The sequence below is a fragment of the Rhodococcus sp. NPDC079359 genome, from assembly GCF_040702585.1.
Classification (GTDB): domain Bacteria; phylum Actinomycetota; class Actinomycetes; order Mycobacteriales; family Mycobacteriaceae; genus Rhodococcoides.
Genome location: NZ_JBFBLH010000002.1, coordinates 150,454 through 176,304 on the forward strand (window position 1 = coordinate 150,454; position 25,851 = coordinate 176,304).

A 25,851-nucleotide genomic window follows, 5' to 3' on the forward strand; every position below is an offset into this window, starting at 1 on the left:
TCAACGAATGTTGAGAGGGGTGGTCGCATGACCCGGGGGCCGACACGACGCCAGATCATGATCGGAGCGGCCGCTGCGGCCACCGTCGCCGTCGTCGGCCCGGTAGCCAAGGCGGTGGCGGCCCCGGCAACCGGTTCGGCGGACGAGTGCGGTGAGCGCTACCAGGGCTACCGCGACGCCGATCGAGATCTGCCGTACGCCCGATACATGGCACAGCGAACGACGCCCGCACCGACCGCCGTCGCGGACGCCTGTGCGGGCCCGGCCCTCGCGCCGGATTCGATTCCTGGATTCGATTCCATCACAACCGATCTCGCGCCCACCGGCTACTCCACGATCGAGACCGGATACGGTCGACGCGCCGATGGAGTGACGTTCGTGGCGGTCCGCACGGTGATGCCGCGCGTGACGGCAGCGATGTGGGACTGGTGGTTCGGCTGGCATTCCACCGAGGCCGCACGCTACAAGCTGTGGCATCCCGACGCCCACCTCTACGCAGCCCTCGCCGAGGATCGAACGGCACTCGACATTCCCGACAAGGCCAAGTATGTCGGCAACACGACTTTCGTGGACGAGTACGTCGGACCGAAGCTGCAACAGCTGGGCATCGCTTTTCGCGATCCTCTTGCGCACGGCTTCGACGTCCCCGCGGATCAGACGATCGTCTTCGGCCGAGTGGGCAGCTCCATCGCGCCGGTGGACCTGGGCTGGCTGGCCCACCAGGTGCGTCCCGTCGACGGCGGTGCCGAGATGCGTAGCCGCTTCTTCCTGAACCTGCGCGGGTTGCACGTACCGGACATCGGGCAGGCCGTGTGCGCCGTCCGCCGCGGGGCGTCGGTCGATCCGACGGACCTGGATCTCGGAGTCGATCTCGCCCGAGATCTGCTGCTGCACTGCGGACAGGAGATGAACCACCTAGCCGGCTTCCTGCCGGAGTTGTACGCCGAGTTCGGGAGTTAGTGCCCCAGAAACACCTTGGCCAAGACGATGAGTGCGGCGACCGCAGCGGTGGCCAGGCCACCCAGAAATGCGCGGAAGGTCAACGGGTTGCCACGAATTCGTTCCGTGACCATCTGAATCGTCGCGATGCGTATCACGATGACACCGCCGGCCAGCAGTTCCGACCACTGTCCCGGGAGCACTGACAACCAGCCGAGGGCCAGCATCACCGCAGGGACCGTGCCCGAGCTCAGGATCGGCACGGCGTCACGGAATTCCTCGACGGCCTTGAACTTCAGCTGATCTTCGGTGGCATCGCCGTGCGCCTCGGGGATTTGACTGTTGGCGACGAAGTCCGCGAAGACGTGCGCCAGGAACGTCGTCACCGCAGTGGCCAGAACCAGAACAGCAGCCGTTCCGTTCTCGATCGAGCTCGGCGTCGATGCTGCGACCGCCGCCAGAACCAGGATGTTTCCGTAGACGTAGGCCGACAGCCTCTTGGCCGCCCGCGCGGGCTCGAGCGGGCCGTCCGCGCGGGTGACCAGACGGCGATACAGCCGTGTTCTGCGAATACGGGGTTCGGCGTCGCTCATGCAGGAGATCGTTGCACGGCCGAGACGATCATTCGACGGGAACGCCGAGCCGACCGGCCTGGTAGTCCTCGAACGCCTGCAGCACTTCGGACTTGGTGTTCATGACGAACGGGCCTGCCATCGCGACGGGTTCCCTGATCGGCTTGCCGCCGAGAACGAACACCTCCAGCGATTCCCCCGCCGTAGACGCGGACATCTCGATGGTGTCGCCGCGGCCGAACAGCGCCGTCTGCCCCATCCTGAGGGGACGCTTCTCCGCACCCACGGTGCCCTCGCCCGCGAGAACGTAGACCAGTGCGTTGAACTCCCTGTTCCACGGCAGCGTCAGCACCGCACCTGGCGCGATGGTGCTGTGCGAGAGCGCAATCGGAGTGTACGTAGACCCGGGGCCCTGCATGCCTGCGATCTCACCGGCAATGACGCGGACCAACGCACCGCCGTCGGGACTCGACGCCAACGCCACCTTGCTCCCGGTGATGTCCTGGTACCGCGGATGCGCCATCTTGTTCTCGCGCGGCAGATTGACCCACAGCTGTACACCGTGGAACAGTCCGCCCGAGAGCACCAGATGCTCCGGCGGGGCCTCGATGTGCAGGATGCCACCGCCCGCGGTCATCCACTGGGTGTCGCCCCCGCTGATGATTCCGCCGCCGCCGTGAGAGTCCTTGTGCTCCATGATGCCGTCGATCATGTAGGTGACCGTCTCGAATCCGCGATGCGGATGCCACGGCGTTCCCTTCGGCTCACCGGGCGCGTAGTTCACCTCGCCCATCTGATCCATGTGGATGAACGGGTCGAGCGACGCCATGTCCAGTCCCGCGAATGCGCGACGGACCGGAAAGCCCTCCCCCTCGAACCCCGTCGGTGCCGTCGTGACGGACCGGACCGGGCGGGGGACGGCGGTGGCGTCGGGCATGGGGATTCGGGGCAACGCGAGGATGTTGTCGACCGTCACTGCAGGCATGGCGTCCCTTTCGGCAATGTAGTTGACTCTGCAACTACTCTGATCGCCTCAACCCGCCGAAGCCCGACGGTATTCCCGCGGTCAGGCCTGCCGGTCGGCCAGCCATTGCCGGATCTCGTCGGTCGGTTGCTCCACGATGTCGTCGAATTCCGAGTGCTTGCCGACGAAGGCCGCTACCAACTCGCAGATCGGCACGATCCGCTTGGCATCGTTGCGGGTGGCGTCGAGCGCCTGCTGCACGAGAATCGTCGCCAGACCACGTCCGCCGTACGCTGCGTCGACCTCGGTGTGGAAGAAGATACGTCTGCCGTGTTCGTCGTCGGCGAACTCGGTGAACCCGACCTGCGAGCCGTCGGCCGAAACCGTGAAACGATCTGCTTGCTGGGTGATTTCGACCTGCGCACCCGTTTTGTCGACCGTCATGTCGCACTCCTCGTTCCAGGAAGGCGCGCACCGCACCTCGTCGATCGTGCACGCTACCGAACACCTGGATCCGGCGCGTTTCCGATCCACAGTCGCATACAGGGGTGCCCGGTGACCGATACTGCCTCTGTACGGTGGAGCGAAGGACCTCGACCGATGAATCATCTAGGGGAAGGAACTTCATGGCTCAGCCAGACAGGCTGGAGAAAGACCCGAACAAGGGTTTCGTGGCCCTGCTGGGGTGGAGTTTGGCCGCGGTGGAAGCACTGGACAAGTTCGATCGGCGCTACGTCGTCGTCGCCCCCGAGTGGGCCGAGGCGTACTGCACCGAGCACGACATTCCGTACCTCCCGTGGAACTTCGAGCGACTCAACGATCGCTCACTGGAAATCGCCGAGACCCTGCAGGACAAGGGCGTCGACGTCGCGATCCCGCTCTACGAGGAGACTGTCGAGTGGGCCGGTGCCATCAACTCGGTACTGCTGGGCAACCCGCGACTGTTCGGTCAGGCGATGCTGCTGCGCGACAAGTCCTTGATGAAGCGTCGCGCCCAACTCGGTGGAATCCGCGTCGGCATCTTCGAAGAGGCCCACGACCGCGAGGACGTCATCCGATTCCTCAAGCGAGTCAACCAGACCTTGCTCAAGCTCGACGGCGATCCGAACGATCCCATCCATGTCAAGGCATTCGACAAGGCAGGCTGCCTCGGCCACCGTGTCATTCGCACCCCCGACGAGGTCGACTCCATTCCCGACGAGGAATTTCCGGCGCTGATGGAATCGCACCTCGACGGTTGGGAGTTCGCTGTCGAAGCGTGGATTCACAACGGCAAGATCAAGTTCCTCAACATCTCCGAATACGTCACGCTCGGCTATTCGGTGTTCGTTCCGGCCACACCGGAACTGGAGAAGTATCGTGAGCAGATCACGGTGCAGATCGAGAAGTTGATCAAGACCTTCGATATCGAGTTCGGCTTCATTCATCCCGAGTACTTCGTCACCAGTGACGGCGAGATGTACTTCGGCGAAGTTGCTTACCGCCCACCGGGTTTCAAGGTGTTCGAGCTGCTCGAGCGGGCCTACGGCTTCAACGCCTACCAGGGCCTGGCGTTGGCGTTCGATCCGAAAACCACCGAGGAGGAGATCGACGCCTTCTTCCCGAAGGAGGTCGTCGACGCCACCGGTGTCGCCGGATGTTTCGGGGTGTACCCGCGACGCCGCGTCGTCAGTCAACTGCAGATTCCCGAGGAGACCAGCGGGCACGACTACTACGAGACCAACGATCTGTCGGCACCGGTGGAGGAAACCGTCACCAAGAGAACGGCATTCGGCACCCACTGGGGCCTGCTGTACTTCTTCGGTGAGGACACCTACGTCATGCGTGACTTGTTGAAGCATCAGGAAGAACTGGACTTCTACGTGTGAAGCAGCAACTCGGAGACGACCGCAACCCATCGTCACAGACCATGGACGAGCCGGCACCGACGAACGCGACCACCACAGTGGACAAAGCATTGGCATCACGGTTGGCGCAACTGGACCATGCCGTGCATGCCTTGGCCGATGCACCTGAGTTCAGCAAGAACACCAAGGTGCGACGTGTTCTGGATGGTGTGCATCGAGTCCTGTTGCAGCCCGGCGGTTGCGGTGCAATTCGCGAACGCGCCGAGGTGCTCGAGAATGCGGGGCTGTTCGCGGGCACCGATTGGGCACAGCCGGACATTCTCGTTCCAGGGTTCGTAGGGCCCAGCTTGCGCAGCGGCAACGACGACACGTTCGTACTCGAGGCGACCAGCGAACTGCGGATGGTCGCGATCGTTGCGGGCGAGTACGAGCATGCTGCGGTGACCGCCGAGGATGCCCGCCGGTTCCTCTCTCAGGTTCTCGCGGTGAATCTCGACGTCCTGTTCACACCACCGTCCGAGTCGGAGCGAGTTCGCCTGGGCCGCACCGCTCATCTGATCCGTGATCTGTTCGGGTACGTGGCCGGGCAGATCGGCTACGACAGTGTGCTCGACGAGTTGGTCGAGGAGATCTGGCGGATTCTGCGGCAGCGTCCGATTCAGGTGGACACCATCAAGGACATGGTCACCCGCATCGCGATCTATCGTGACGATCCCACCGTCGATCTCGGCACGTCCGGTCAAGGCCTGGATCGGTTGATCACGGCATTGTTCGGCACAACCGATGCCTGCCGCGAGGATCCGGGCGTCGAGGTGTACCGGTCGCGACTCGAGGCGATGGACGTCGAGGCGTTGCAGTTCGAGGCCCGCGGATTCGCGCGAGCCATGCACGACACCGGGCTCGTCTCCCCGTATCACGCGACGCTGACGCAGTATCTCGTCGACCATTACTCCTACGTTCTGCCCGAGGCCCTCGGTCTGTCCGATACCGGCCGGACCTGCCTGACGCGGTATCCGGAACTGGTGCATCGCCTCATCGAGGAGACGGTGTATCCCGAGACCGCGCAGTGCCTCTACGGATTGGCACTGCTTCTCGATCGCGGGATTCTGCATCAGCCGCCGATCGTGCCGTCCCTGTGGCGGCAGATCTCGCTGAAACTTGCTCCCGCAGTGCGGGAACGACTGATCACCACGTTCGGGCCCGTCCCCGCGCCGGAGTCACGCTTGCTCGGGGGCTTGCTCTCGATGCTGGGGCAGCCCCTCGGTGTGGGCCAGGGCGACAACCCGACGTGTCAGTCGGCGCGGGCATTGTCGATGTGGGCCTACAACGATCCCGACTACCTGCTGCAGATGGTGGTGTGGGCGGCGCGTGACGAGGAGATCGTCATGCACTTCGAGGGGCAGCCGATCTCGTCGACCGAGAGTGTCAGCGGCGTCGCCACGACCGATCCGGTGGACCTCGATCCCGCGTCGCTGTTGCTGGTTCCGCACCTCGATCGCATCTATGCCGAGATGGTCCGGCGTTGCGCCGATCGTCCAGGCGATCCGCACCGCTGGGTCAATCCCGAGTTCCACGGGTGGTGGTCGGCACGCGAATTCCACATCGACGTCGATGTCGCGACCGGCAATCTCGTCGACCTGAACGCCTTTCTGCGGCAGTTCTACGCCGCGTACCACCCGGAGTACAACGGGCACCAACCCTTGATCCATCCACAGCCGGCAGGTGTGGCCGTAACCGACAGCGCCGCACGGTATGTGGGATGGCACGCCATCACGATCCTGCGCGTGAACACCGATCCCGACGGCGTCATGCGGGTGTACTTCTTCAACCCGAACAACGACAGCGGTCAGGACTGGGGCGACGGCGTCGTGGTGGGCACGGCGGGCAACGGCGAACGCGCAGGCGAGGGTTCGCTGCCGTTCGACCAGTTCGCCTCACGGCTCTACATCTTCCACACCGATCCCCTCGAGCACGGCGAGCCGGAGAGAATCCCCGCCGAGGACATCGAGCGCATCCGCGGCTACATCGAACGGAGTTGGGGCGCAGAACGATCGGTGCCCGAGGCCTGAGATCCACTTGTGCGCCCCGAGTCGACAACTCGGGGCGCACAGGTGATCTTGTGGCGTCAGTCCTTCTTGTCCAGCGCTTCCGGCTTGTGCACCGCGTCCTTACCGGATTTGTCGCTCTCGACCCGGTACTGCGGCTCGTCTTTCGATGCCTTCACGGTGCGGCCTGCGGCTTCGGTCTCGGAGGTGATCTTCTCCACCACCGTTCCCTCGGTCGTGTTTCCGTGGGTCTGCCATTCGACCTTGTCGCCCTTGTGCAGTTCGTCCTTCGACATGTTCGCGTTGTCCTTTCGCCGGTGTGAACCACGCTTACCCGCCGGAGTCTCGATGCAATCAGCTGGTTCCCAGAGCCGGTGCCAGCGTGGTGAACCAGGCCTCACGCAGCTGATCCTCGAACAGCGGCCAGGTGTGCGCGCCCTCCTCGCGCATGGACACCGTTGCCGGCACGTCTGCTCGGCGCAGGGCGTCGACGAAGATCGACGTGCAGTGGTTGACCATGGCCTCCACCGCCATTCCGCCGAACGGCGGGATCGCGCCCTCGGGAATGCGATCCACCGGTCCGGGCAGTCCGCGGGAGGAGCTGACGTAGACCGCGGTTCCGCGCAGCCGCTCGACGTTCAGTGACGGGTCGTGGTCGCGCCATCCCTGACTTCCCGGCAGCCCCCACATGTTGAAGGGGTTGTTGAGTCCGCCGGCGATCATCGCCGAAATACCGGCAGTGGCAAGCGGGTTGGAGGGTGCCGGGCAGCCACTGAACGACGCGGCCGCGTCGAACACATCCGGAGCCTGGATCGCCAGATCCAGTGCGGGACCACCACTCATAGACAGCCCTGCCACGCCGCGTCTGCCGGTCGAGCCGTAGGCCGCGTCGACAGCGGCAGGCAATTCGCGGCTCAGGTAGGTCTGCCACTTGTTGCTGCCGAGCACGGGATCGGTTGTCTGCCAATCGGTGTAGAAACTGAAGCGACCGCCGATGGGTGCGACGACCGTGACGTTCTTGTCGAGAAAGAACTGCTCTACGCCCGAGTTGTTGAGCCACCCGACTCCGTCCTCGTTGCCGAGTGCGCCGTTGAGCAGCACGAGAGTGGGCGCAGGGCCACCTTCCGGCGAATGCAACACCTCGTTGGAAATGACCCGATTCATGGACGGGGAGAAGACGTTCAGCACCGCGCGGGTCGCCGACACCTGATGGATGCCGACGGCTCCCGCAGCCGCGTCGGCCGATCCGGAGTTACCCGGCAACGCCTGCGCCGGTGTTCCGGTCATCAGCATCGACGCCGCTGCCGCGGCCGTCACGACCGCAGCGGATCGAGTTAGTTTCTTTCTCTTCTGTCCCATTGGCAACTTCAGCACCATACGAGGGTCGCACGGATTCCGCTTTCTACCGCTAACGATCAGATTACGAAACCGATCGGTCCGTTCGCTTGCCGCCTGGGGGGCTCAACCGGCTCTGATCCGCGCGGCCTGCAGCGTCAGATGGTGCCGCTCGGGAATCGACGACGCCTTCTCCGCCGCCTCCGCGTACAACTCGGCAGCACGCTGCAGATCACCGGCCTTCTCGCACAGGTACGCGGACGCCGCTGTGTGCCGCGGGACGGCCGGATCGACCTCGCCCAGCGCCTCCTGCCCTCACCTCCGGAGCTCACCCAGGCCCCCTCGGGAGCCAGGGCCTGAGCGTCGACGAACTCGCCGGTGGCTTCGAGTTCGGCGGCGAAATCCTGCATGAACTGGATGTGCGCGTGCACCTCCGCAGGCGTCCACCGGTCCATCGGGACGCTGTTGATCGGCTCCGGAGCGCCGCGGTAATGCTTGAGCATGAGGTACTTGGCAATGGTGTCCCCTGACGTTCGATGCGGCCATTCTTGCCGCATTCGACCCTGGGACGGAACCGGTCCGCAGATTTCGACACACTCGACGGAAAGGATTCTCAGCGCATAGTGCGCCCTGCCGAGCCCAGCATCTGTGTCGCCTCGACCACGCGAGCCGCCATCGCCGTCTCGGCCGGCTTGCCCCAGGATCGGGGGTCGTAGGCCTTCTTGTTTCCGTACTCGCCGTCGACCTTGAGAACCTGGTCGTACTTGCTCATCATGTGACCGGCGATGGATCTGGTGAACGCGTACTGGGTATCGGTGTCGATGTTCATCTTGATCACCCCGCTGGCGACGGCGGAGGCGATGTCCTCTGCGCTGGAACCCGATCCGCCGTGGAACACCAGATCGAAGGGCTTGTCCTTGCCCGTCTCGGCTCCGACGACGGACTGGATCTCGTCGAGGATCTCGGGTCGCAGATGTACCGAGTCGGGGTTGTAGACGCCGTGGACGTTGCCGAAGGTCAGAGCCGTCATATAACGACCGCGCTCCCCCGCACCGAGCGCAGCGATCGTGGCGCGCGCATCGTCGACCGTCGAATACAGCTGTTCGTTGATCTCGTGTGACACCCCGTCCTCCTCCCCGCCGATCACTCCCACTTCGATCTCCAGAATGGTGTCGGCCTCCACCGACAGGTCGAGCAACTCGCGCGCGATCCGCAAATTCTCGTCCAACGGCACGGCCGATCCGTCCCACATGTGCGATTGGTACAGCGGCGATAGTCCGCGGCCGCGTCGTTCGATCGCGTCGGCCAGCAGGGGGCGGACCCAGTCGTCCAGATTCTCGGCGGGGCAGTGATCGGTGTGCAGCGCCACCGAGATCGAATAGTGCTGCGCCACTTCGTGGGCGTACTGCGCGAGCGCCTTGGACCCGGCGAAGCGGTTCTGCACGGCGTTGCCGGACAGATAGAGCGCGGTGCCGACCGATACCTGAATGATGCCGTCACTCTCGGCTTCGGCAAATCCCTGCAGAGCTGCGTTGAGAGTCTGCGAACCGGTGACGTTGATCGACGGGTAGGCGAACCCACCATCCTTGGCGCGATCCAGCATGGCGGCATACTGCTCCGGACTGGCAATCGGCATGGTGGGTCCTATCTTTTGGGTGTGGCTGCGGTCTACGTGCAGCCGCAGGAATTGCGATGGGTGAAGGTGGTGGGCACTCGAATGGACCGAGGTGTCTCTTCGCTGCCCTCGATTCGATTCAGCAACAGGTCGGCTGCGGTTCGGCCGATCGTCTGCACGTCCTGAGCCGCCGCGGTGAGCCGGGGCTCGAACAGATCCGACCACTCGAAGTCGTCGTAGCACACGAAGGCGAGGTCGGCGGGGATCGACAAGCCCAGGCCGCGAACCGCTTTCAGCGATCCGATGGTCATCGAGTTGTTCATCGACACCAGAGCAGTCGGCCGATCCGGACCCGACATCAGCTCACGCACTCGGGACTCGGCCACCTCCACACTGGACCGGCCGTCGAGAACGAGTCGAGGATCGAGTTCGATTCCTCGATCCGCAAGTGCGCGAGAGTAGCCGTCGAATCGCTCTGTCGTGGAGGAGATCCCTTCGATGCCGCGGACGATCGCGATGCGTCGATGTCCGGCGTCGAGGAGGTGGGTCGTGAGCTCGTACGCCGACGCGTCGTTCTCCGGGCCCACCTGGTCACAGGAGACATCGAGCATCCGGTCGATCAACACCAGAGGGGTTCCGCTACGGACGATCTCGGGAATCGTGGAGAACTCCGAGCCGGCTGCGGGCGCGAGAATCATGCCGTCGACCTGACGGTCGAGCAACGAGTCCGTCACCCTGCGCTCGGAGCGTGGCTCGTCGTGCGAGTCACCGAGGATCAACACGTAACCGGCCTCGGACAACCGCTCCTCGACGGCATGGACCAGGCTGCCGAAGTACGGGTTGGTCAATGCGGCGATGGACAGTCCCACGGTGTGCGTCCGACCCGCCGCGAGCGATCGAGCGACGACGTTGCGCCGATAGCCGATCTCGACGATCGCTGCGTCGACGCGCTCCCGGGTGGCGGGATTGACGTTGCGGGTTCCGTTGAGCACATGGGAGACAGTCGATACCGATACCCCGGCAAGGCGAGCAACGTCGTCCATCGTAGGCATGTCAGTCGGCCTGACTCTGTCGGGTCTCGTGGCTCGGTGGAACAGTCATGTCAGTCGCAAAATTCGATCGGCGCGGAGTGCGGTGGACCCGATCAGTTCCGCGTTGCGCTCGTCCGAGCCCAGTGCCCAGAACTTCGCGGCCTCGTGCGACTTTCCGTAGGCCTCGTGCCTGGCCACCAGCCGCTGGTGCCGAACCGTCGTGTGCGGGGCCAGAAACCAGACTTCGTCGATCATCGCGCGCGCCGCAGGCCACGCGTCGGACTCCATCAGCAGGTAGTTGCCCTCGGTGACGACGAGCGGGACAGTGGACGGGACCGGAATCGAGGACCCGATCGACTCCTCGATCTCGCGCCGAAATCTCGGCGCGTACACGATGGGGTCGCCGGGCTGCTGGTCGTGAATCGCCGCGATCAGCCGCGCATAGCCGCCGTCGTCGAACGTGTCGTGGGCACCCTTGCGATCGAGCCGGCCCAGCTCGATCAACACCTCGTTGGCGAGGTGGAATCCGTCCATCGGAACCAGTACCGCGAGTTCCGGCCCGAGCGCGTCGACGAGTTGCTGAGCCACAGTGGACTTTCCGGCACCCGGCGCACCGGTCAGGCCGAGTATGCGTCGCTGACCGGATACAGCCGACTTTCGCGCCAGCTCCACGAGTTGTTCGAGGGTGGCTTCCTGTACGTCCTGGTCAGTGCTCACCGTTGTCGCTTTCGAGTCCGTGGGTAGTGAAGTGTGTCGGCGGATAGTTCGTGTAACCACGCTCTGGGGCCGATCACCGAGCAGCGCAATGCGGCAACGTGAGCCGACCTGTCGATGCGCTCGGAAAGAGAGCCTGGCTGCGTGGAGTAATAGGCATACGCGCCGTGGAACGCATCCCCGGCACCCAGAGTATCGACCACTGCGACCGGCTCCACATCGACCGATCCCGATGATCCCTCGGACCACCATTCGACGGGATCTCCGCCGTGGGTCGTGACGACGGTGTGCACGCCGGATCCGACGAGCGCCGCCGCGGTGGAAGCGGTGTCCGAGGTGCCGGGGGCGCGAAAGTCCGCCGAGCACACCATGTCCGTGGCGTGCGGAATCAGCTCGCTCATTACCGGTTTCCAGCGACCGGCGTCCACGACCAACGTGGTAACCCGCGCCGCCGCATGTTCCGCGGCGGCGCAGGCGATCAGGGGGTGGTGCCCGTCGACGAGAACGACGTCGGCACCGGCCACGACGGCTTCGAGATCCTCCGGCGGCGAGGCGTCGGAGTTCACGGCGTCGGCCGAGACGACCGACCGATCACCGGTCGACTCGATCACCGTCACAGCAGAGACGGGCACAGCCCTGGTGGAGCCCTCGGCGGCGTCGATCACCCGCACTCCGAATGCCGCCAGGTCGGCCTTGATCAGGGCTGCCACCGGGTCGTCTCCGAGCGCGGTGACGAGCACCGCCGTCCCGCCCAGCGCGGCGAAGGTCACCGCCGCGTTGGCAGCAGGTCCTCCCGCCGCGACGAACTGTGCGCTCGAGGTGATCTTCTGGTTGGGTGCCGGCGCTGCCGACACTCGATGAACGACGTCGAGTGTCGCCAGCCCGACGAAAACACCGACCGGACTTGTCGATTCAGAGGCCTGCGCGTTCATCGTCGGTCGGCTCCTCCGCGCCGGTCATGAGCGCGACGACCTCGGACATGGTGCGGTTCTTCGGATTCACGACGCCTGCCCGCTTACCGAGGCGGTGGATGTGAATCCGATCGGCGACCTCGAACACGTGCGGCATGTCGTGGCTGATGAGCACCACCGGTATGCCTCGGTCGCGGATCGTGCGAATCAGGTCGATCACCATGCCCGACTCCCGCACGCCGAGTGCGGCCGTCGGCTCGTCCATGATGATCACTCCGCGTCCGAACGCTGCCGCCCGAGCCACTGCCACGCCCTGACGCTGACCGCCGGAGAGCGTCTCGACCGCCTGATTGACCGACTTGATACCGATCTTCAGATCCTGCAGGTGCTTCGACGATTCCTCGCGCATCCGTGGCATATCGAGGCGACGAAACAGACTGCCGCTGATGCCTTTCCGCTTGATCTCGCGCCCCAGATAGACGTTCGACGCGATGTCGAGCGCGGGAATGACAGCCAGGTCCTGATAGACCGTCTCGATGCCAGCTGCTCGTGCGTCGCGCGTGTTCTTGAACGACACCGGAGAGCCGTTCATCAGGATCTCGCCCGAGTCGGGAATGACAGCACCCGCCAAAGCCTTGATGAGACTGGACTTTCCGGCACCGTTGTCGCCGATCACCGCCAGCACCTCACCGGGCCGCAACTCGAAATCGGCACCGTTGATGGCCGTCACACTGCCGTAGGTCTTGACCAGGCCGCGCGCTTCCAGAGCGAGGGGGGCATTCACTGTGACCTCCTACGTGCGAATTGATCGACGGCCACCGCGACAATGACGAGAATGCCGGTCGCGACGTTCTGGTACAGGCTGTCGACGCCGGCCTGGGTGAGACCGTTGCGCAGCACACCGACGATCAGGGTTCCGATCAGAGTCCCGATGACGGTGCCGCGGCCACCGAACAGGCTGGTTCCACCGATGACGACCGCGGTGATCGTTTCCAGGTTGGCGTTCTGATAGGCGTTCGGATCGGCGTTGGGGATCCGTCCGAGCGCTGCCCACGCCGCGATCGCCGCGATGACTCCCGTGACGATGTACACCGAGAACAGCACGCGACCGGACTTGATGCCCGAGCGATCCGAGGCCTGCGGGCTACCACCGACCGCGTAAATATGCCTGCCCCAAGATGTTTGGGACAACGCGTACCACATCACGGCGTAGACCAGCAGCATCACCACCACGCCGTACGTCGTGGAGAAACTGCCGATCTTGAACGAGGTACCGAGCAGCGTCAGCGGTCCGCTCGGTACCTGGTAGGTCTCGGAGCCGGCCAGCAACCTGGTGGCTGCCTGAATCGCGGTGAACGTGCCGAGCGTGACGATGAACGGTGGCAGTCGCAGCATCGTCACCAATCCGCCGTTGATCGCACCGAACGCCAGGCAGACGGCAAGCGTGGAACCCAGTGCGACCACCGGACCGTTCGCGCCTGCCGACTGCGCCATCACGATGGTGCCCATCACCGCCACCGCACCGATCGACAGATCGATACCGGAGGTCAGGATGATCAGAGTCTGGCCGACAGCCAGAATGCCGACGACCACCGACTGCTGCAGGATCAGAGAAACGTTCTGCGGGTTGAGAAACGAGCTCGAGATCGAGCTGAAGACGATCACGGCGATGAGGAGTGCGGCCATCGGCCCGAGCAGCGGTTCACGCAGGATGGTCCCCACGTTGAACCGGCTCGGAGCCTTGGGCTCAGCGGCGGTGTCAGTACTCACGGATCAGTCCTCGTGTTGGGGCGATGGTCCGGGAATCCGCGATCAGCCCCAGCAATTCTCTTCGCCCCACGCGGTGTCCTGCGAATCGATTCCGTCGACGGGCTGATCGGTGACCAACTGCGAGCCGGTGTCGTTGAAGCCGCTGGGCTTGGTGCCGTCCTCGGCGAACTTCACCACAGCGTCGACGCCCTGCTCGGCCATCTTCGCCGGGAACTGCAGCACCGTCGCGCCGATGATGCCGGCCTTGACGTTCTCGATGCCGGTGCAGCTGCCGTCGATCGAGCCGATGGTGATCTGATCGGCGCGGCCGGCAGACTGAATCGCCTGGTACGCACCCGCTGCTGCGGGCTCGTTGATCGTGTACAGCGCATTGACGCCCGGTGCGCGCTGCAGCAGGTTCTCCATGGCGGTCTGCGCCTTGGTCTGATCGCCGTTTGTGTTCTCCTGGCCGACGATCTCCGGCGAGCTGTCGGTCAGGCCCATGCCCTCGAGGAAGCCGTCGTGACGGAACGTGTCGACCGTGCCGCCCGCGGTGCCGTCGAGCATGATGACCTGGGGCGCAGTGGTTCCGAGAGTGCCCTTGACCCATTCGCCCTGGCTGATGCCTGCGGCCTTGTTGTCGGTGGCGAACGTGGCGTCGACCGCGTCCTCGGGGTCGGTTGCGGTGTCGAGGGCGATGACGACGACGCCGGCGTCACGTGCCTTCTTGATCGCGTCCAGGACTCCGGTGGACGAGTTCGGGGTGATCAGAATCCCCTTCACACCCTGCCCGACCAGGTTCTCGATGGCCGCGACCTGTCCCTCGTTGTCACCGTCGAAAGCGCCGGCCAGAGCCACCAGCTCGGCTCCGCTGGAATCCGCCTGCGCCTGCGCTGCCTCGCGCAGCTTCACGAAGTACGGATTGGAGTCCGTCTTGGTGATGAGCCCGACCTTGACGCTGTCCGAATCCGAACTGCTGCACGCAGTCAGACCGAACACGAGCGAACCGGCCATGAGCGCGGTGCCGATCGTCAGCGCGGACTTCCGACGGTGATTGAACATGTGGACTCCCTTGTCCCCTAGCCACGCGGTCGCGTCGCTCGATTGCAGGAGCCTAGAACGCATACAAGCGCTTGCGCATGCGCTTTCGCCGAAACAAACCTGGATTCTTTTTCACCGACCGGGCAGACGGTTCGTGACGGGGGTCACGTAGTTTGCGTCGGCCCGGTTCGCGTCGCCCCCGGTTCGCGCCACCCCAGTTCCCGCAAATGCGCGCGCGTTTGCCATCCGCGCGCGAATTCGTGCCCGATCACCCGGCTATTCCGTGAGCACCTGGCGGATGCGCGCGCATTTGTGATCGTCGATGCCACGCACCACCACCCATCACTTGTCCGGCGGCGAACCCTCCCCCGTCCGCCGAAGCCGAGTCCCCAGCCGCCTCCCCGCCGCCCCAGTCCCCGCAAATGCGCGCGCGTTTGCCATCCGCGCGCGATTTCGCGCCCGATCACCTCGCTATTCCGTGAGCACCTGGCGAATGCGCGCGCATTTGCGATCGCCGCCGATCAGCCCCCTCCGGCGATCAGCCTCCGACGCCCGGGTACCCGCCTCCCCCAGTTCTCGCCGCCCCCAGTTCTCCCCGCCGCCCCAGTCCCCGCAAATGCGCGCGCGTTTGCCATCCGCACGCGATTTCGCGCCCGATCACCTGGCTATTCCGTGAGCACCTGGCGAATGCGCGCGCATTTGCCCCCCGCTACCCCCGCCGATGCCACGCACCACCACCCATTACTTGCTCGGCGGCGAGTCCTTCTCCGTCACCGACTCCGGCTCGTCGTAGGTGACCGTGATGTCCTGAAATCCCTTGTTGCGCTGCGCTTCTGCTTGTCCGGTGTAGGAGTTTTTGTCACCCTCGGTGAGCTCGACGTTGTCGGTGAACGGAGTCAACAACGCTCGGGGATGCAGGTGGTCGACTCGTACGGCGTTGATTTCGATGCACAGCACGATCAGCACCGACGAGACGTAGAGAAAGCCGAGCAGGCCGAGGACGATCGCGAAGATCCCGTTGCTGGCGCTGGCGTTGCCGACGACATAGCGAATGTAGATGCCGCCGAACGATTGCAGTGCCTGCCAGATCACCGCGGCGATCGCGGCACCGGGCAGAACCTCGCGCACACTCAGGGCGCGGGCGGTCCCGATTCGGAACGCGGCAGTGAAGACCACGGCGTTGACCACGACCGCTCCGACGAGTGCCAGTGCGCCACCGGCGAATCCGAACACGCCCGAGGACGCGACGCCGTTGAGAACGGTCAGGCCGATGATGGCGGTGCCGACGGTACTGAGCAGCAGCAGCCCGCGCAGCCGACCCTTGATCGGATCCGGTTGTTCGTTTCGCGGGACCGACCACGCGGTGTTCATTGCGTACTGAGCGGCCAGTGACACTCCCAGTCCGCCGTACAGCGACCCCACCACGCCGATGACGATGGCGGTCGTTCCGCCGCTGAGCCGATCCGGCTGTCCGAGTTGATCACCGATGACCGGGATCTGGCTCATGGCCGAATCGATGATGCGGGTCTGCAGTTCCGGGTCCCCGGCCAGCACGATTCCCAGCACGGTGGTGAAGAGCAGCAGCAACGGGAACAACGACAGGAACGAGTAGTACGCGATGAGGGCCGCGAGGTAGCCGCCACGGTCGTCGAGAAATTTGTACAGCACTGCCAGCGGGAAACCCGCCGACGGATGCCTGCGCTGATAACTGTCCACCTTGGCGACCATCATCGGACGAATGTAACCACCGCAGGCACCACGGAAACGTCGACGGCACGTGTGACCCAGATCTCAGCACGCGAACGTGCGCTTTGGTCGACGGGCTCCGACTAAGTCTTCAGTACCAACCCGGCACGAGGAAAGGAACTCACATGAGCTTCATCGACAAGGCCAAGAACGCAGCAGAAGACGCCATCGGCAAGGCGAAGGAAGTTGTCGGCGACGCCACGAACAACAAGGACCTCGAGGCCGAGGGCAAGAAGGACCAGGGTTCGGCAGGCGTGAAGAAGGTCGGCGAGAACATCAAGGACACCTTCAAGTAAGTCGTACTTCGGTGAGGGCCGTCGATCAGGTGATCGGCGGCCCTCGCGCTGTTCGACGAACAACCGTTTCGGCGGAAGCGTATAAAGTGCACAGCGCTGGCTCTCGAGCCGGCACGGGCGTCCAGCAGAAGGCGCAAGATCGTGGATCTCTCCGGCGAAGAGCGGCAGGGGTCCTATGCGAGAGGACCGTGTGAATGTCGCAATCATCGCCCGATGTGCAGCTTCCCGGATCGTCCCCTGCATCGTCACTCGCCGAATTCGCGCGGTCGTTGCGTGATACCCGCCGTTCGATGCCCGAGACGATGGCAGAGATCTTGCGCACCTCCATCCGGCTCATACCGGGTGCAACCGTCGGCTGCGTCACCACGGTCAGCAAAGGCGTCCGCACCGTGGTGGCATCCACCGACCCTTTGGCCGAAAAGCTGTGTCGACTGCAGTACGAGCTCGACGAGGGCCCGATTCCCACCGAGGTTCGCCACTTCGATGTCGTCGTCTCGGACGACCTCACGTCCGAGCCACGATGGCCGGAGTTCGCGGTTCTGGCCGTGAACGAGGGATTCAAATCCTTGGCGGCGTTTCAGCTCTACAGCAACGCGGACGACCTCGGTGCCTTGATCTTCTACAGTGACGAGCCGCGTGCCTTCGATGTCGACGCGGTCGAGATCGGGGAAGCCCTCGCAGCGCATGCCGCCATTGCCTTGCTCAGCGCCCGCGACAACGAGCAGTTCCGGACGGGCCTGGCCAGTCGCGACATCATCGGCCAGGCCAAGGGAATGATCATGGAACGCTACGATCTCGACGCGGTGCAGGCGTTCGAGCTGCTGGCGAAGCTCTCGCAGCAGCAGAATCAGCCTCTGCACAAGGTGGCTCACGACTTGGTCGATACCGATCACCCGACCAATTCGACCTTCTGACGACCCCCAGGTTTCGATCTTTCGGTCACGAGGAAAGCAGTCGTTGGTATCGGCAGGCAACACGCGATACCCGCGGGCGGTTATGTCGTTGAGCCAACAGCGATCGACCGCTCGTCGCTAGGGCTCCGGTTGGCAGGTCGGACACCACCATGTTCGACGCTTGTCCGGATCTCCTGCTGTCTCCGCGACCACCCGAATCGACGTCCCACACTGCAGACACGGCTTTCCTGCCCGCCCTGCAACCCAGTGCGATCGACCCCGGCGAGTGTCCCCGGTGGTCACCTGCATCGCACCCGGAACCGTCGCCGAATGACGCATCGCTCGCTCGAGCAACGCGACCAATCTCTGCGCGTCGACATCACTCGACGGCGTCCACGGCCACAGGCCGCGCAGAAAACACAGCTCGTTGGCCCACAGATTTCCGGGACCGGCAATCACCCGCTGATCCAGCAACGTCGCAACGATCGGCCGGCGTCCCTGGGCGGCGATGTTGGCAACTCCGCGCTCGGCGTCGAACGTCGGGTGCAGCGGGTCCGGCCCGAGATGCGCGATCAGCCCGTTCATGTCCCTCGTGTATCCGTAGTCGACGACCGGCAGCAGGACTCCGTAGGCGGTCGGCCCGTCGACCACGGCAAGCCGGACGCGCACGTCGGGTCGGATGCGCTGCGGAATCGAACGACCGACCCGCACCACCGTCCACGAACCGCTCATCCGCAGATGCGTATGCAGCGTCGTGTCGTTCTCGAAATCGGTCAGCAGATGCTTGCCGTGTGTCCGATGCCCGACGACGGTTCGCCCGGCCAGGTTCTCGACTGCGTGCGCTGGCACCTGCAGCCTTCCGGCCCGCAGCGTCGCGCCGTCCAATGCTCGACGCAACCTCGCGGCCAGTGCAAATACGGTGTCGCCTTCGGGCATGCTTCGGGGGTATCCCGCTCGGCACAACCGTAATCGCACGCTCGGCCCGCTCGTGCGATGAGCACCTCCGCCGACGCAGACATCACCGCGAAGCGACACCGGCCGGACGCGCCGGACAGTCGTTGGACCTCGTCGACAGACCGTGAGCCCAGGGCGTGACCGACGACCGGAGAATTCCCGACGGCGTCGGCCGCAACACCGATTCGAGTTCGGCCAATGGAACCGGTGCCTCGACGAGAGATTCCCACGGATACTTCTCGCCGGTATCGCGGAGGAAGGCAACGGCCTGGTGGAGGTGCCGCGGTTCGTAGTTGTGGATTCCGGTGATGGTCAGCCAGTTTCGGACCACCGCTTCGGGGTCGACGGTGATCGGGGCACCGGGCGCGACGGATCCGGCGAGGACGAGCCGCCCACCGACGTCGAGTCGCCCCGAGGCCGCCTGCACGGCCGAGGACGATCCGGAGAAGTCGATCGCCACATCGGTCAGTGCACCGCCGTCCTCCACGGCCCCGAATGCACGGGATTGTTTCTGCCGCTGCAGGTCTCGGTCCAGGACCGACACCGCTCCACCTCGCTCCCTGGCCGCCGCAGCGGCGGTCACCCCCAGCATCCCTGCCCCGACGATCAGTACTCGTCGACCGTCGATCGCACCGGCGGCGTCGAGGGCGGCCATCACCGTCGCCGTCGCACACGCTGCGGGCGCGGCGACGGCGTCGGGCATGGTGTCGGGAACTCGGACCACTGCGGTTCCGCGTGGGAGCACGATGTGTCGAGCATAGGAGCCGCTGAGAGCCCATGTGCTCTCGGCAGACTCGTGACCCACCTTGCGCACGGCCGAACATTTGGCCGTGAACCCGCGGACACATCGGGCGCACCGACCACAGCACACCGTGACCGACCAGACGATCCGATCCCCCACCTCGACAGCCGATACCGCATCGCCGATGGCAATCACGTGACCGACGGCCTCGTGCCCGAGCACCGACGGGCACGCACCGTGCCGTCGACCGGACACGGTGTGCAGGTCGCTCCCGCACACCGTGGCGAGATCGACGCGCACCAACATCTCACCCGATTCGAGAGCGGGAATCTCTATGTCCCGCAGTTCGATTCCACTCCCCGTCCAGACAGCGGCCTGCGTCAGACCAACAATGATCTGATCCATCCGGAGATCCTTTCCACGATGTACACGACGACGAAGATGACGAGAACGATCGCACCGGCGACGTCGAAGTTCAGAGTACGAATCGACTCGAAGAGCAGGAAGCCGATACCGCCTGCACCGACGATCCCCAGGATGGTCGAGGTGCGGATGTTCACGTCGAGCAGATACAGGCTCGAACCGACCATCGACGGAACAGCCTGAGGAACAACCGCACTCAGTGTCCGATTCCACCAACCGCCACCGACCGACGCCACCGCTTCGAGGGGACCGGGATCGATCTCCTCGATCGCGTCGGCGACGAGTTTGCCGAGGAATCCTACGGACCCGATGGCCAGTGCGCAGGTTCCCGCCACCGGGCCCAGTCCGAGCGCCGCGACGAATACGACAGCGAGGATGAGTTCGGGGACCGCGCGGACCAGCAGGATCCAGGATCTCGCGACCCAGTACACCGCGGGATGCGGAGTTGCGTTGCGCGCGGCCAGAACTCCGACGGGTATCGACAGAACGATACCGATGGCGGTGGCCACGACTCCGATGGCAACGGTCTGTACGGCGGCGTCGAACAGGTCCGCTCCCAGCGCGGAGAAGTCCGGTGGGACCATACGCCCGAACACGTCGATCGACGGCCCGATCCACGTCAGAAGCGAGCGCGGATCCAATTCGAGCACCACGAACGACGCCACGACCGCGACGACGAGCACGGCCGACGCTCCGATGCGCATCAGTCGATCGCGCTGCGGGCCGGCCGCGGACGGCACCAGCAACATGCGGCGAAGAGCCATCGCCGCCAATTCCATCGCGGCGATGATCACCAGGATCACCAGTACGATGCCGAGAGCACGCGGGTAGATCAGGCCCCGCAGAGCGTCCTGCAGGGCGAACCCGATACCGCCTGCCCCGACGAAGCCGAGGACCACCGACATGCGCAGATTGATGTCGATTCGATACACGAAGGCTCCGATCCACGCCGGAACGACCTGCGGAACAACGGCATTGATCATCTCCCGGTAGTAGCCGGCTCCGGCGGCACGGATCGCCTCTCGCGGTCCCACATCGGTCTCTTCGATGGCGTCGGCGAACAGCTTGCCGAGCATGCCGATGGAATGCAGTGCGAGGGCGAGGATGCCGGGCAACACTCCGATCCCCAGCGCCCTGACGAACAGCACCGCGAACAGCAGATCCGGCATCGCCCGGCAGAACGTGATGACGGCGCGAGCAACGCTGTAGAGGACCGGATGCGGCGAGGTGTTGCGCGCCGCGAGAAACGCCAACGGTACCGAGACGATCGCTGCGAGCACGGTGCCCAGTACTGCCATGAGCAATGTGTCGAGTGCGAGGGAGACGATCCTGCCGGTGTCGTCCACGCGGGGCGGCAGCATCCGCTCGAGCAGGTTACCGACGTCTTCGAGACCGTCGATCAGGGTCGTCGGCGCGAAGTCGATGTACCCCGCCGAGAGTACGGTCAGGACGAGCGCGGCGACGCCCAGCGCCGGGAACAGCCATCGACGTCGCCGCGGATCGTTCTGTGCAGCAGTGTTCGTGGGCTTCGGTTCGACCGTGACGGTCATGTCGGTGCCACCGTGGTCATGTTTCCGGGATCGGGCGCGATCCGCTGATAGATCGGCATGATGTCCTCGCGTCGGAGACCGGCGGCCGGGCGATCGAGCACCACCCGACCGTCCCGCAGGCCCACGAGTCGATGCGCCCAGCCGAGCGCGAGATCGACCTGATGCAGGGTGCACACCACGGTCAGCTTCTCCTCGCTGCACACCCGCTGCAGCAGATCCATCACCACGCCCGCGTTCTCGGGATCGAGCGAGGCGACGGGCTCGTCCGCGAGCACGATCCGCGGACGCTGCATCAGGGTGCGTGCGATCGCCACCCGTTGCTGTTGGCCGCCCGACAGCGTGTCGGCCCGTCGCTGCGCGAAGTCCGCCAACCCGACTCGGTCGAGGCACGCCCGGGCTTCCTCTCTCATCGCCTTCGGATAAGTGAAGGCTCCGTAGCGCGGAAAGGACAGGCGACCGATGCCGCCCACGAGTACGTTCTCGAGACAGCTCAACCGACCGACGAGATTGAAGTGCTGGAAGATGAAACCGACATCGCGGCGCAGTTCGCGCACTCGGCGACGGTTTGCCAGATCGACGCGAGTGTCGAGGGCGGTGACGCTACCGGAGGTGACGGGCTGCAACCCGTTGATGCACCGCAGCAGCGTCGACTTTCCGGAGCCGGAAAGCCCGAGCAGTACCAACATCTCACTGTTGTGCACGTCGAGATTCACGTCCCTGAGCGCGGTGGTGGATCCGAATGTCTTGGTGACATTGCGAACGCTGACCACGACATCGCCCCGGTCCATCGGTGCGGACATCATCAGCCCTGGCACTTCTCGGAGCCGGTGACCTCGCATACGTGGCGCACGCCGTCGTAATCGCTGTCCTGCGCCGGCACGACGCCCCAGGCGTCCTCGTCGGTGATGCGGCATTCCTCGGCGCAGATGCCGTCCGCGACGAAGGCATCGGAGTTCATGCCCTCACTGAAGACGTCCTCGAGCTTCGCGATGGCGTCGGCACCGAGATCGTTGTTGGCAGCGAAGAGCGAACCGGCGATCATCTCGGACTTCCACACTGTCTTCAGCTCGCCGGGTGCCAGCTCGCCGTTGTCGATCATCGTCCGGTCGACCATGGTGTCGAACGCGAAACCGGCATCGCAATCACCGGCTTTGACGGCCAAGGCCGAGGCGTCGTGTCCGCCCGCGTAGATCGGGGTCATTGCACTCGAGATGTCGGCCTCCGCACCGGAAGCGATGACATTGTCCTCGATGAGTCCCGCTGTCGGGTAGAGGAATCCGGAGGTCGAGCTGGGGTCGACGAAACAGACCTTCTTACCGGCGTAATCGGCGAGCCCGTCGACCGAGGCGTTGTCCGAACGGGCGATTCCGTAGGACTGGTAGCCGGGCGGAGTTCCCTCGTCCTGAACGACGGCACCCAGCGGCGTCATGTCGGCCCCGTTGATTCCGGCGACCACGTAGGCGAACGGGCCGAAGAAGGCGAGATCGACATTGCCCGCGATCAGGCCCTCGACCACACCCGCGTAGTCCGAGGCCTGGATGAACTCGACGGTTGCTCCGGTCTCGTTCTCGAGGCGCTCGATGACCGGGTCGTAGCTGGCCTTCAGGTCGGTGGAATTCTCGGCGGGAATCGCAGCGAGCGTGATGGTCTCGGGGAATCCTTGCTCGGTGGTGGCTCCATCGGAAGAACTGGAGCAACCGGCTGCAACGAGTGCGGCAGCCGAGAGCACGGCCGCGGCGGTCACAGCGCGACGGTGAGGGGTGGCGATCATGGCGGGGTGTCCGTTCGGTGAGGTTCGGGCGAGGATGGTGTTCACGGCAGAACGATGGGGGGAAGGTCGGCGACGCTGTCGAGTACATGGGTCGCACCGGCCTCGCGCAGTCGGTCGACGGAGTGAGCTCCGGTGAGCACCCCGACCAGCAGAGATGCGCCGGCCCGGCGACCGGACAGGATGTCACTCGAGGTGTCGCCGACGACGGCGACCGCAGCGATGTCACTGACCTCGGCGAACAGCGCAGCCGACAGGACGAGATCCGGGTGGGGACGCCCACGGCCGGCCTCACCGGGCGCGAGGAACGCGTCGGGCAGATCCTGCCAGCCGAGCGTGTCGATGATTCGCTTCTGTGTCGGTGCTGAGAAACCTGTGGTCAGCACGACGCTGATCCCGGACTCGCGGAGCTTCGTGATGGCCTGCGCCGCACCGGGAACGGGCGCGATACCGTCGTCGATACGGGCGTCGTAGGCCGACTCGAAGGCGCGGTTGGCGGCCTGGGCACGGTCCTCGGTTCCGAACAGCGCACGGAACACCTCGATCTTGGACTGACCCATCGTGTCCAGGACGTAGCGACGGGCGTCGTCGCGTTCGGGTCCCTCGGATGCGAGTCCGACGGCGGTGGCCGCGACGTCGAACGCGTCCAACACGAGTCCGTCGTCGGTGACGGTGGTTCCGGCCATGTCGAGGACGACGAGTTCGATGTCGGTGCTGGCGTTCGGGGTAGTGGAGTTCGGCATGAGAGAGAGACTGCCGTTTGGTATAGACCATTGCGTGGAACTCGAGTGAACGACTCGTGAACGTCGAGCAACAGTTAGGTCTAGACCAATTGGTGCTATGGTCGGCTCATGGTTGTGGACAGCGAACCCCGCGTGCTCAAGCACCAGATCGTGCGTAGAAGTCTCGACGACATGCTCGACGGCATGTCGGCAGGCGACGCATTTCCGTCCGAGCGCGATCTCGCCGATCGATACGACGTCTCCCGCGAGACCTTGCGTCAAGCCATTCGAGAACTGTTGGTGGCCGGTCGAATCGAACGTCGCGGACGCGCGACCGTCGTTGCCGAACCCAAAGTGGTATTACCGTTGGCGATCGGTTCCTACACCGAGGCAGCGCGGGAGAAGGGCATGAGTGCCACCCGAATTCTGGTCGGCTGGGACACGTTCCGAGCTGACGACGCCCTCGCGGATCTGCTCGGAATCGAGACCGGTTCGGAGGTGGTCCAACTCGAGCGCGTCTTCACCACCGGGGACGTCCGAGTGGGTCTCGAGACGACTCGCATCCCCGCGTACCGCATTCCGGGGCTGCAGGACAGTTTCGATCACCGAACGTCGTTGTATGCCGAATTACGAACGCGCGGAGTCGTCTTCGGACGAGTGGTCGACACCATCGAAACCGTCCTTCCCGACGCCCGAGAAGCTGCGCTCCTCACCGTCGACACCCGCACACCGATGTTTCTGCTCGGCCGCGTCTCCTACGATACGGACGGGGTTCCCATCGAACACCGACGGTCGCTCTACCGCGGAGACCGAATGACCTTCACCGCCGTCATGGATGCCTGAGATGACCACAGAATATGATGTCGTGGTCGTCGGCGCCGGGATCGTCGGTCTCGCTCACGCCTATCACGCTCACCGACGCGGCCTGACGGTAGCGGTGGTCGATCATGCCGATCGCGTGGCAGGTGCATCGGTGCAGAACTTCGGACACGCCTGCATCACAGCGCAATCCGGTACTGCACTCGACTACGCTCGGGCCGGCCGCAGCCACTGGCTCGACCTCGCCCGTACGGCAGGTTTCTGGGCTGTCGAGTCCGGGACGCACTGCGTTGCCCGGCACGAGGACGAGTACGCAGTGCTCGAGCAGTTCGCCGAACTGCGGGGCAAGGAGCAGGTACGACTACTGGGCCGCACCGAGGTACTGGACCGACTCCCCATTGCCGACACCGACGTGGTGGGCGGCATGTATCTGCCGCTGGACGTCCAAGTGGACCCACGCGCCGCCGCCCCGGCCATCGCGCGTTGGCTCGACAGCTCCGGGGTCGACTTCTTCTGGCGCACCGCCGCAACGTCGTTCGCCCCCGGCGTAGTCCACACCTCGCGCGGGGAACTGCGGGCCGGCACCACCTTCGTCACCGTCAACCACGACATCGATCGACTGTTTCCCGAGTACGCCGAACGCGACGCACTGGTGCGATGTCGGCTGCACATGCTGCGCGCCACGCTCCCCCTCCACGCACCGCTACCCACCCCGCTGTTCACCGGTTGGTCGCTGCTCAGGTACTCGGGTTTCGAGAACCTGCCCGCCGTTGCCGACGTCGCTGCCCGCCTGCAGGCCGAGTATCCCGGCTACGTCGAGCTCGATCTGCACCAGATGTACACCCCACAACCGGACGGATCGATCCTGCTCGGCGATACTCACGTTCGTGAGATCACCGCGTCGCCGTTCCAGAGCGAGGAAGGATTCCAGGTGCTGCTCACCGAGGCCCGGTCGCTCTTCGGAGTAGACCGCATCGACGTCACCGAGCGATGGCAGGGAATCTACTGTTCGGCACCGGGTTCGGAGTTCCTGCTGGAGGAACCGGTGGACCGCGTGCACATCGCCACCGTTACCACCGGGATAGGCATGACGACCAGCATGGGTTTGGCGCTGGCCAACGTGGACAGCGCTCTGGCACCGGCCTGAGTGCACCTCGTGAACACCCAGGTGTCCC

General features: G+C 64.8%; 27 protein-coding genes. 7 read left to right on the forward strand and 20 right to left on the reverse strand.

Annotation, left to right across the window (positions count from 1 at the left end):
* Positions 1–27: 27 nt before the first annotated feature.
* Complete coding sequence (locus AB0362_RS05355; protein WP_366235072.1) at positions 28–960, forward strand: hypothetical protein; 933 nt, start codon at positions 28–30, stop codon at positions 958–960.
* On the opposite strand, the gene AB0362_RS05360 is transcribed toward AB0362_RS05355, so the two are convergent.
* The 3 genes from AB0362_RS05360 to AB0362_RS05370 form a co-directional block, all read right to left on the reverse strand.
* Positions 957–1,532, reverse strand: coding sequence for a hypothetical protein (locus tag AB0362_RS05360; RefSeq protein ID WP_366235073.1), 576 nt, complete (start codon positions 1,530–1,532; stop codon positions 957–959). The genes AB0362_RS05355 and AB0362_RS05360 overlap by 4 nt on opposite strands.
* A gap of 28 nt (positions 1,533–1,560) precedes the next feature.
* On the reverse strand, positions 1,561–2,496 hold the full coding sequence (locus AB0362_RS05365; protein ID WP_366235075.1) for a pirin family protein: 936 nt from the start codon (positions 2,494–2,496) through the stop codon (positions 1,561–1,563).
* A gap of 81 nt (positions 2,497–2,577) precedes the next feature.
* Positions 2,578–2,919 carry a GNAT family N-acetyltransferase gene (locus AB0362_RS05370; RefSeq protein WP_149404936.1) on the reverse strand — a complete coding sequence of 114 codons (342 nt, stop codon included), beginning with the start codon at positions 2,917–2,919 and terminating at the stop codon, positions 2,578–2,580.
* Positions 2,920–3,101: 182 nt separating this feature from the next.
* Here AB0362_RS05370 and AB0362_RS05375 point away from each other — a divergent pair, with 182 nt between their 5' ends.
* Together AB0362_RS05375 and AB0362_RS05380 are read left to right on the forward strand one after the other, a co-directional pair.
* Complete coding sequence (locus tag AB0362_RS05375) at positions 3,102–4,343, forward strand: acetyl-CoA carboxylase biotin carboxylase subunit family protein (RefSeq protein ID WP_094639239.1); 1,242 nt, start codon at positions 3,102–3,104, stop codon at positions 4,341–4,343.
* A gap of 41 nt (positions 4,344–4,384) precedes the next feature.
* The gene (locus tag AB0362_RS05380) at positions 4,385–6,391 is read left to right on the forward strand and encodes a hypothetical protein (protein WP_366235426.1); all 2,007 of its coding nucleotides are present in this window, start codon (positions 4,385–4,387) and stop codon (positions 6,389–6,391) included.
* Positions 6,392–6,447: 56 nt separating this feature from the next.
* Here AB0362_RS05380 and AB0362_RS05385 read toward each other — a convergent pair whose 3' ends face one another.
* The 11 genes from AB0362_RS05385 to AB0362_RS05435 all read right to left on the reverse strand — a co-directional run bounded on the left by AB0362_RS05385 (position 6,448) and on the right by AB0362_RS05435 (position 16,491).
* Positions 6,448–6,663: a DUF2945 domain-containing protein gene (locus tag AB0362_RS05385; RefSeq protein WP_068055681.1), complete on the reverse strand. Its 216-nt coding sequence runs from the start codon at positions 6,661–6,663 to the stop codon at positions 6,448–6,450.
* 58 nt (positions 6,664–6,721) lie between these two features.
* The gene (locus AB0362_RS05390; RefSeq protein ID WP_317548133.1) at positions 6,722–7,684 is read right to left on the reverse strand and encodes an alpha/beta hydrolase family protein; all 963 of its coding nucleotides are present in this window, start codon (positions 7,682–7,684) and stop codon (positions 6,722–6,724) included.
* A 176-nt stretch (positions 7,685–7,860) separates the two neighbouring features.
* Positions 7,861–8,220, reverse strand: a complete 360-nt coding sequence (locus tag AB0362_RS05395; RefSeq protein ID WP_366235427.1) for a hypothetical protein — start codon at positions 8,218–8,220, stop codon at positions 7,861–7,863.
* A gap of 95 nt (positions 8,221–8,315) precedes the next feature.
* On the reverse strand, positions 8,316–9,338 hold the full coding sequence (fbaA, locus tag AB0362_RS05400; protein WP_366235077.1) for a class II fructose-bisphosphate aldolase: 1,023 nt from the start codon (positions 9,336–9,338) through the stop codon (positions 8,316–8,318).
* 32 nt (positions 9,339–9,370) lie between these two features.
* On the reverse strand, positions 9,371–10,360 hold the full coding sequence (locus tag AB0362_RS05405; RefSeq protein WP_269595711.1) for a LacI family DNA-binding transcriptional regulator: 990 nt from the start codon (positions 10,358–10,360) through the stop codon (positions 9,371–9,373).
* A gap of 54 nt (positions 10,361–10,414) precedes the next feature.
* Positions 10,415–11,065 (reverse strand): nucleoside/nucleotide kinase family protein, encoded by a 651-nt coding sequence (locus AB0362_RS05410; RefSeq protein WP_366235078.1) that lies wholly within the window; start codon positions 11,063–11,065, stop codon positions 10,415–10,417.
* Entirely contained in the window at positions 11,062–11,994 is a 933-nt protein-coding gene (locus AB0362_RS05415; protein WP_366235080.1) for a PfkB family carbohydrate kinase, read from the reverse strand. The genes AB0362_RS05410 and AB0362_RS05415 overlap by 4 nt, the downstream gene beginning before the upstream one ends.
* Positions 11,975–12,757 (reverse strand): ATP-binding cassette domain-containing protein, encoded by a 783-nt coding sequence (locus AB0362_RS05420; protein WP_068055667.1) that lies wholly within the window; start codon positions 12,755–12,757, stop codon positions 11,975–11,977. Before AB0362_RS05420 ends, AB0362_RS05415 begins: the two co-directional genes overlap by 20 nt.
* Positions 12,754–13,743, reverse strand: a complete 990-nt coding sequence (locus AB0362_RS05425; protein ID WP_094670362.1) for an ABC transporter permease — start codon at positions 13,741–13,743, stop codon at positions 12,754–12,756. The genes AB0362_RS05420 and AB0362_RS05425 overlap by 4 nt, the downstream gene beginning before the upstream one ends.
* A gap of 42 nt (positions 13,744–13,785) precedes the next feature.
* Positions 13,786–14,784 (reverse strand): substrate-binding domain-containing protein, encoded by a 999-nt coding sequence (locus AB0362_RS05430; protein ID WP_366235081.1) that lies wholly within the window; start codon positions 14,782–14,784, stop codon positions 13,786–13,788.
* A gap of 720 nt (positions 14,785–15,504) precedes the next feature.
* The gene (locus AB0362_RS05435) at positions 15,505–16,491 is read right to left on the reverse strand and encodes a YhjD/YihY/BrkB family envelope integrity protein (RefSeq protein WP_149405571.1); all 987 of its coding nucleotides are present in this window, start codon (positions 16,489–16,491) and stop codon (positions 15,505–15,507) included.
* 143 nt (positions 16,492–16,634) lie between these two features.
* On the opposite strand from AB0362_RS05435, the gene AB0362_RS05440 reads away from it, so the two are divergent.
* Together AB0362_RS05440 and AB0362_RS05445 are read left to right on the forward strand one after the other, a co-directional pair.
* Positions 16,635–16,805 carry a CsbD family protein gene (locus AB0362_RS05440; RefSeq protein WP_027495724.1) on the forward strand — a complete coding sequence of 57 codons (171 nt, stop codon included), beginning with the start codon at positions 16,635–16,637 and terminating at the stop codon, positions 16,803–16,805.
* Between the two features lie 194 nt (positions 16,806–16,999).
* The gene (locus AB0362_RS05445) at positions 17,000–17,719 is read left to right on the forward strand and encodes a GAF and ANTAR domain-containing protein (RefSeq protein WP_149404926.1); all 720 of its coding nucleotides are present in this window, start codon (positions 17,000–17,002) and stop codon (positions 17,717–17,719) included.
* A 117-nt stretch (positions 17,720–17,836) separates the two neighbouring features.
* On the opposite strand, the gene AB0362_RS05450 is transcribed toward AB0362_RS05445, so the two are convergent.
* The 6 genes from AB0362_RS05450 to AB0362_RS05475 form a co-directional block, all read right to left on the reverse strand.
* The gene (locus tag AB0362_RS05450) at positions 17,837–18,634 is read right to left on the reverse strand and encodes a DNA-formamidopyrimidine glycosylase family protein (RefSeq protein ID WP_366235082.1); all 798 of its coding nucleotides are present in this window, start codon (positions 18,632–18,634) and stop codon (positions 17,837–17,839) included.
* A gap of 82 nt (positions 18,635–18,716) precedes the next feature.
* Positions 18,717–19,799: a zinc-binding dehydrogenase gene (locus AB0362_RS05455; protein WP_366235084.1), complete on the reverse strand. Its 1,083-nt coding sequence runs from the start codon at positions 19,797–19,799 to the stop codon at positions 18,717–18,719.
* Positions 19,775–21,367: a phosphonate ABC transporter, permease protein PhnE gene (gene phnE / locus AB0362_RS05460; protein WP_366235085.1), complete on the reverse strand. Its 1,593-nt coding sequence runs from the start codon at positions 21,365–21,367 to the stop codon at positions 19,775–19,777. Before phnE ends, AB0362_RS05455 begins: the two co-directional genes overlap by 25 nt.
* Complete coding sequence (phnC, locus tag AB0362_RS05465) at positions 21,364–22,170, reverse strand: phosphonate ABC transporter ATP-binding protein (RefSeq protein ID WP_366235086.1); 807 nt, start codon at positions 22,168–22,170, stop codon at positions 21,364–21,366. Before phnC ends, phnE begins: the two co-directional genes overlap by 4 nt.
* Positions 22,170–23,138 carry a phosphate/phosphite/phosphonate ABC transporter substrate-binding protein gene (locus AB0362_RS05470; protein ID WP_366235428.1) on the reverse strand — a complete coding sequence of 323 codons (969 nt, stop codon included), beginning with the start codon at positions 23,136–23,138 and terminating at the stop codon, positions 22,170–22,172. The genes phnC and AB0362_RS05470 overlap by 1 nt, the downstream gene beginning before the upstream one ends.
* 41 nt (positions 23,139–23,179) lie before the next feature.
* Entirely contained in the window at positions 23,180–23,878 is a 699-nt protein-coding gene (locus tag AB0362_RS05475) for a phosphonatase-like hydrolase (RefSeq protein ID WP_366235088.1), read from the reverse strand.
* A 108-nt stretch (positions 23,879–23,986) separates the two neighbouring features.
* Here AB0362_RS05475 and AB0362_RS05480 point away from each other — a divergent pair, with 108 nt between their 5' ends.
* Positions 23,987–24,700, forward strand: coding sequence for a GntR family transcriptional regulator (locus AB0362_RS05480; RefSeq protein WP_317548120.1), 714 nt, complete (start codon positions 23,987–23,989; stop codon positions 24,698–24,700).
* 1 nt (position 24,701) lies between these two features.
* Positions 24,702–25,823 (forward strand): TIGR03364 family FAD-dependent oxidoreductase, encoded by a 1,122-nt coding sequence (locus AB0362_RS05485; RefSeq protein WP_366235090.1) that lies wholly within the window; start codon positions 24,702–24,704, stop codon positions 25,821–25,823.
* Positions 25,824–25,851 lie beyond the last annotated feature (28 nt).

Coding starts and splice junctions, on each gene's coding strand:
- AB0362_RS05355 (WP_366235072.1), top strand. CDS start 28: ATGACCCGGGGGCCGACACGACGCCAGATCATGATCGGAGCGGCCGCT.
- AB0362_RS05360 (WP_366235073.1), bottom strand. CDS start 1,532: ATGAGCGACGCCGAACCCCGTATTCGCAGAACACGGCTGTATCGCCGT.
- AB0362_RS05365 (WP_366235075.1), bottom strand. CDS start 2,496: ATGCCTGCAGTGACGGTCGACAACATCCTCGCGTTGCCCCGAATCCCC.
- AB0362_RS05370 (WP_149404936.1), bottom strand. CDS start 2,919: ATGACGGTCGACAAAACGGGTGCGCAGGTCGAAATCACCCAGCAAGCA.
- AB0362_RS05375 (WP_094639239.1), top strand. CDS start 3,102: ATGGCTCAGCCAGACAGGCTGGAGAAAGACCCGAACAAGGGTTTCGTG.
- AB0362_RS05380 (WP_366235426.1), top strand. CDS start 4,385: ATGGACGAGCCGGCACCGACGAACGCGACCACCACAGTGGACAAAGCA.
- AB0362_RS05385 (WP_068055681.1), bottom strand. CDS start 6,663: ATGTCGAAGGACGAACTGCACAAGGGCGACAAGGTCGAATGGCAGACC.
- fbaA (WP_366235077.1), bottom strand. CDS start 9,338: ATGCCGATTGCCAGTCCGGAGCAGTATGCCGCCATGCTGGATCGCGCC.
- AB0362_RS05405 (WP_269595711.1), bottom strand. CDS start 10,360: ATGGACGACGTTGCTCGCCTTGCCGGGGTATCGGTATCGACTGTCTCC.
- AB0362_RS05415 (WP_366235080.1), bottom strand. CDS start 11,994: ATGAACGCGCAGGCCTCTGAATCGACAAGTCCGGTCGGTGTTTTCGTC.
- AB0362_RS05430 (WP_366235081.1), bottom strand. CDS start 14,784: ATGTTCAATCACCGTCGGAAGTCCGCGCTGACGATCGGCACCGCGCTC.
- AB0362_RS05435 (WP_149405571.1), bottom strand. CDS start 16,491: ATGGTCGCCAAGGTGGACAGTTATCAGCGCAGGCATCCGTCGGCGGGT.
- AB0362_RS05440 (WP_027495724.1), top strand. CDS start 16,635: ATGAGCTTCATCGACAAGGCCAAGAACGCAGCAGAAGACGCCATCGGC.
- AB0362_RS05445 (WP_149404926.1), top strand. CDS start 17,000: ATGTCGCAATCATCGCCCGATGTGCAGCTTCCCGGATCGTCCCCTGCA.
- AB0362_RS05450 (WP_366235082.1), bottom strand. CDS start 18,634: ATGCCCGAAGGCGACACCGTATTTGCACTGGCCGCGAGGTTGCGTCGA.
- AB0362_RS05455 (WP_366235084.1), bottom strand. CDS start 19,799: ATGGATCAGATCATTGTTGGTCTGACGCAGGCCGCTGTCTGGACGGGG.
- phnE (WP_366235085.1), bottom strand. CDS start 21,367: ATGACCGTCACGGTCGAACCGAAGCCCACGAACACTGCTGCACAGAAC.
- phnC (WP_366235086.1), bottom strand. CDS start 22,170: ATGATGTCCGCACCGATGGACCGGGGCGATGTCGTGGTCAGCGTTCGC.
- AB0362_RS05470 (WP_366235428.1), bottom strand. CDS start 23,138: ATGATCGCCACCCCTCACCGTCGCGCTGTGACCGCCGCGGCCGTGCTC.
- AB0362_RS05475 (WP_366235088.1), bottom strand. CDS start 23,878: ATGCCGAACTCCACTACCCCGAACGCCAGCACCGACATCGAACTCGTC.
- AB0362_RS05480 (WP_317548120.1), top strand. CDS start 23,987: ATGGTTGTGGACAGCGAACCCCGCGTGCTCAAGCACCAGATCGTGCGT.
- AB0362_RS05485 (WP_366235090.1), top strand. CDS start 24,702: ATGACCACAGAATATGATGTCGTGGTCGTCGGCGCCGGGATCGTCGGT.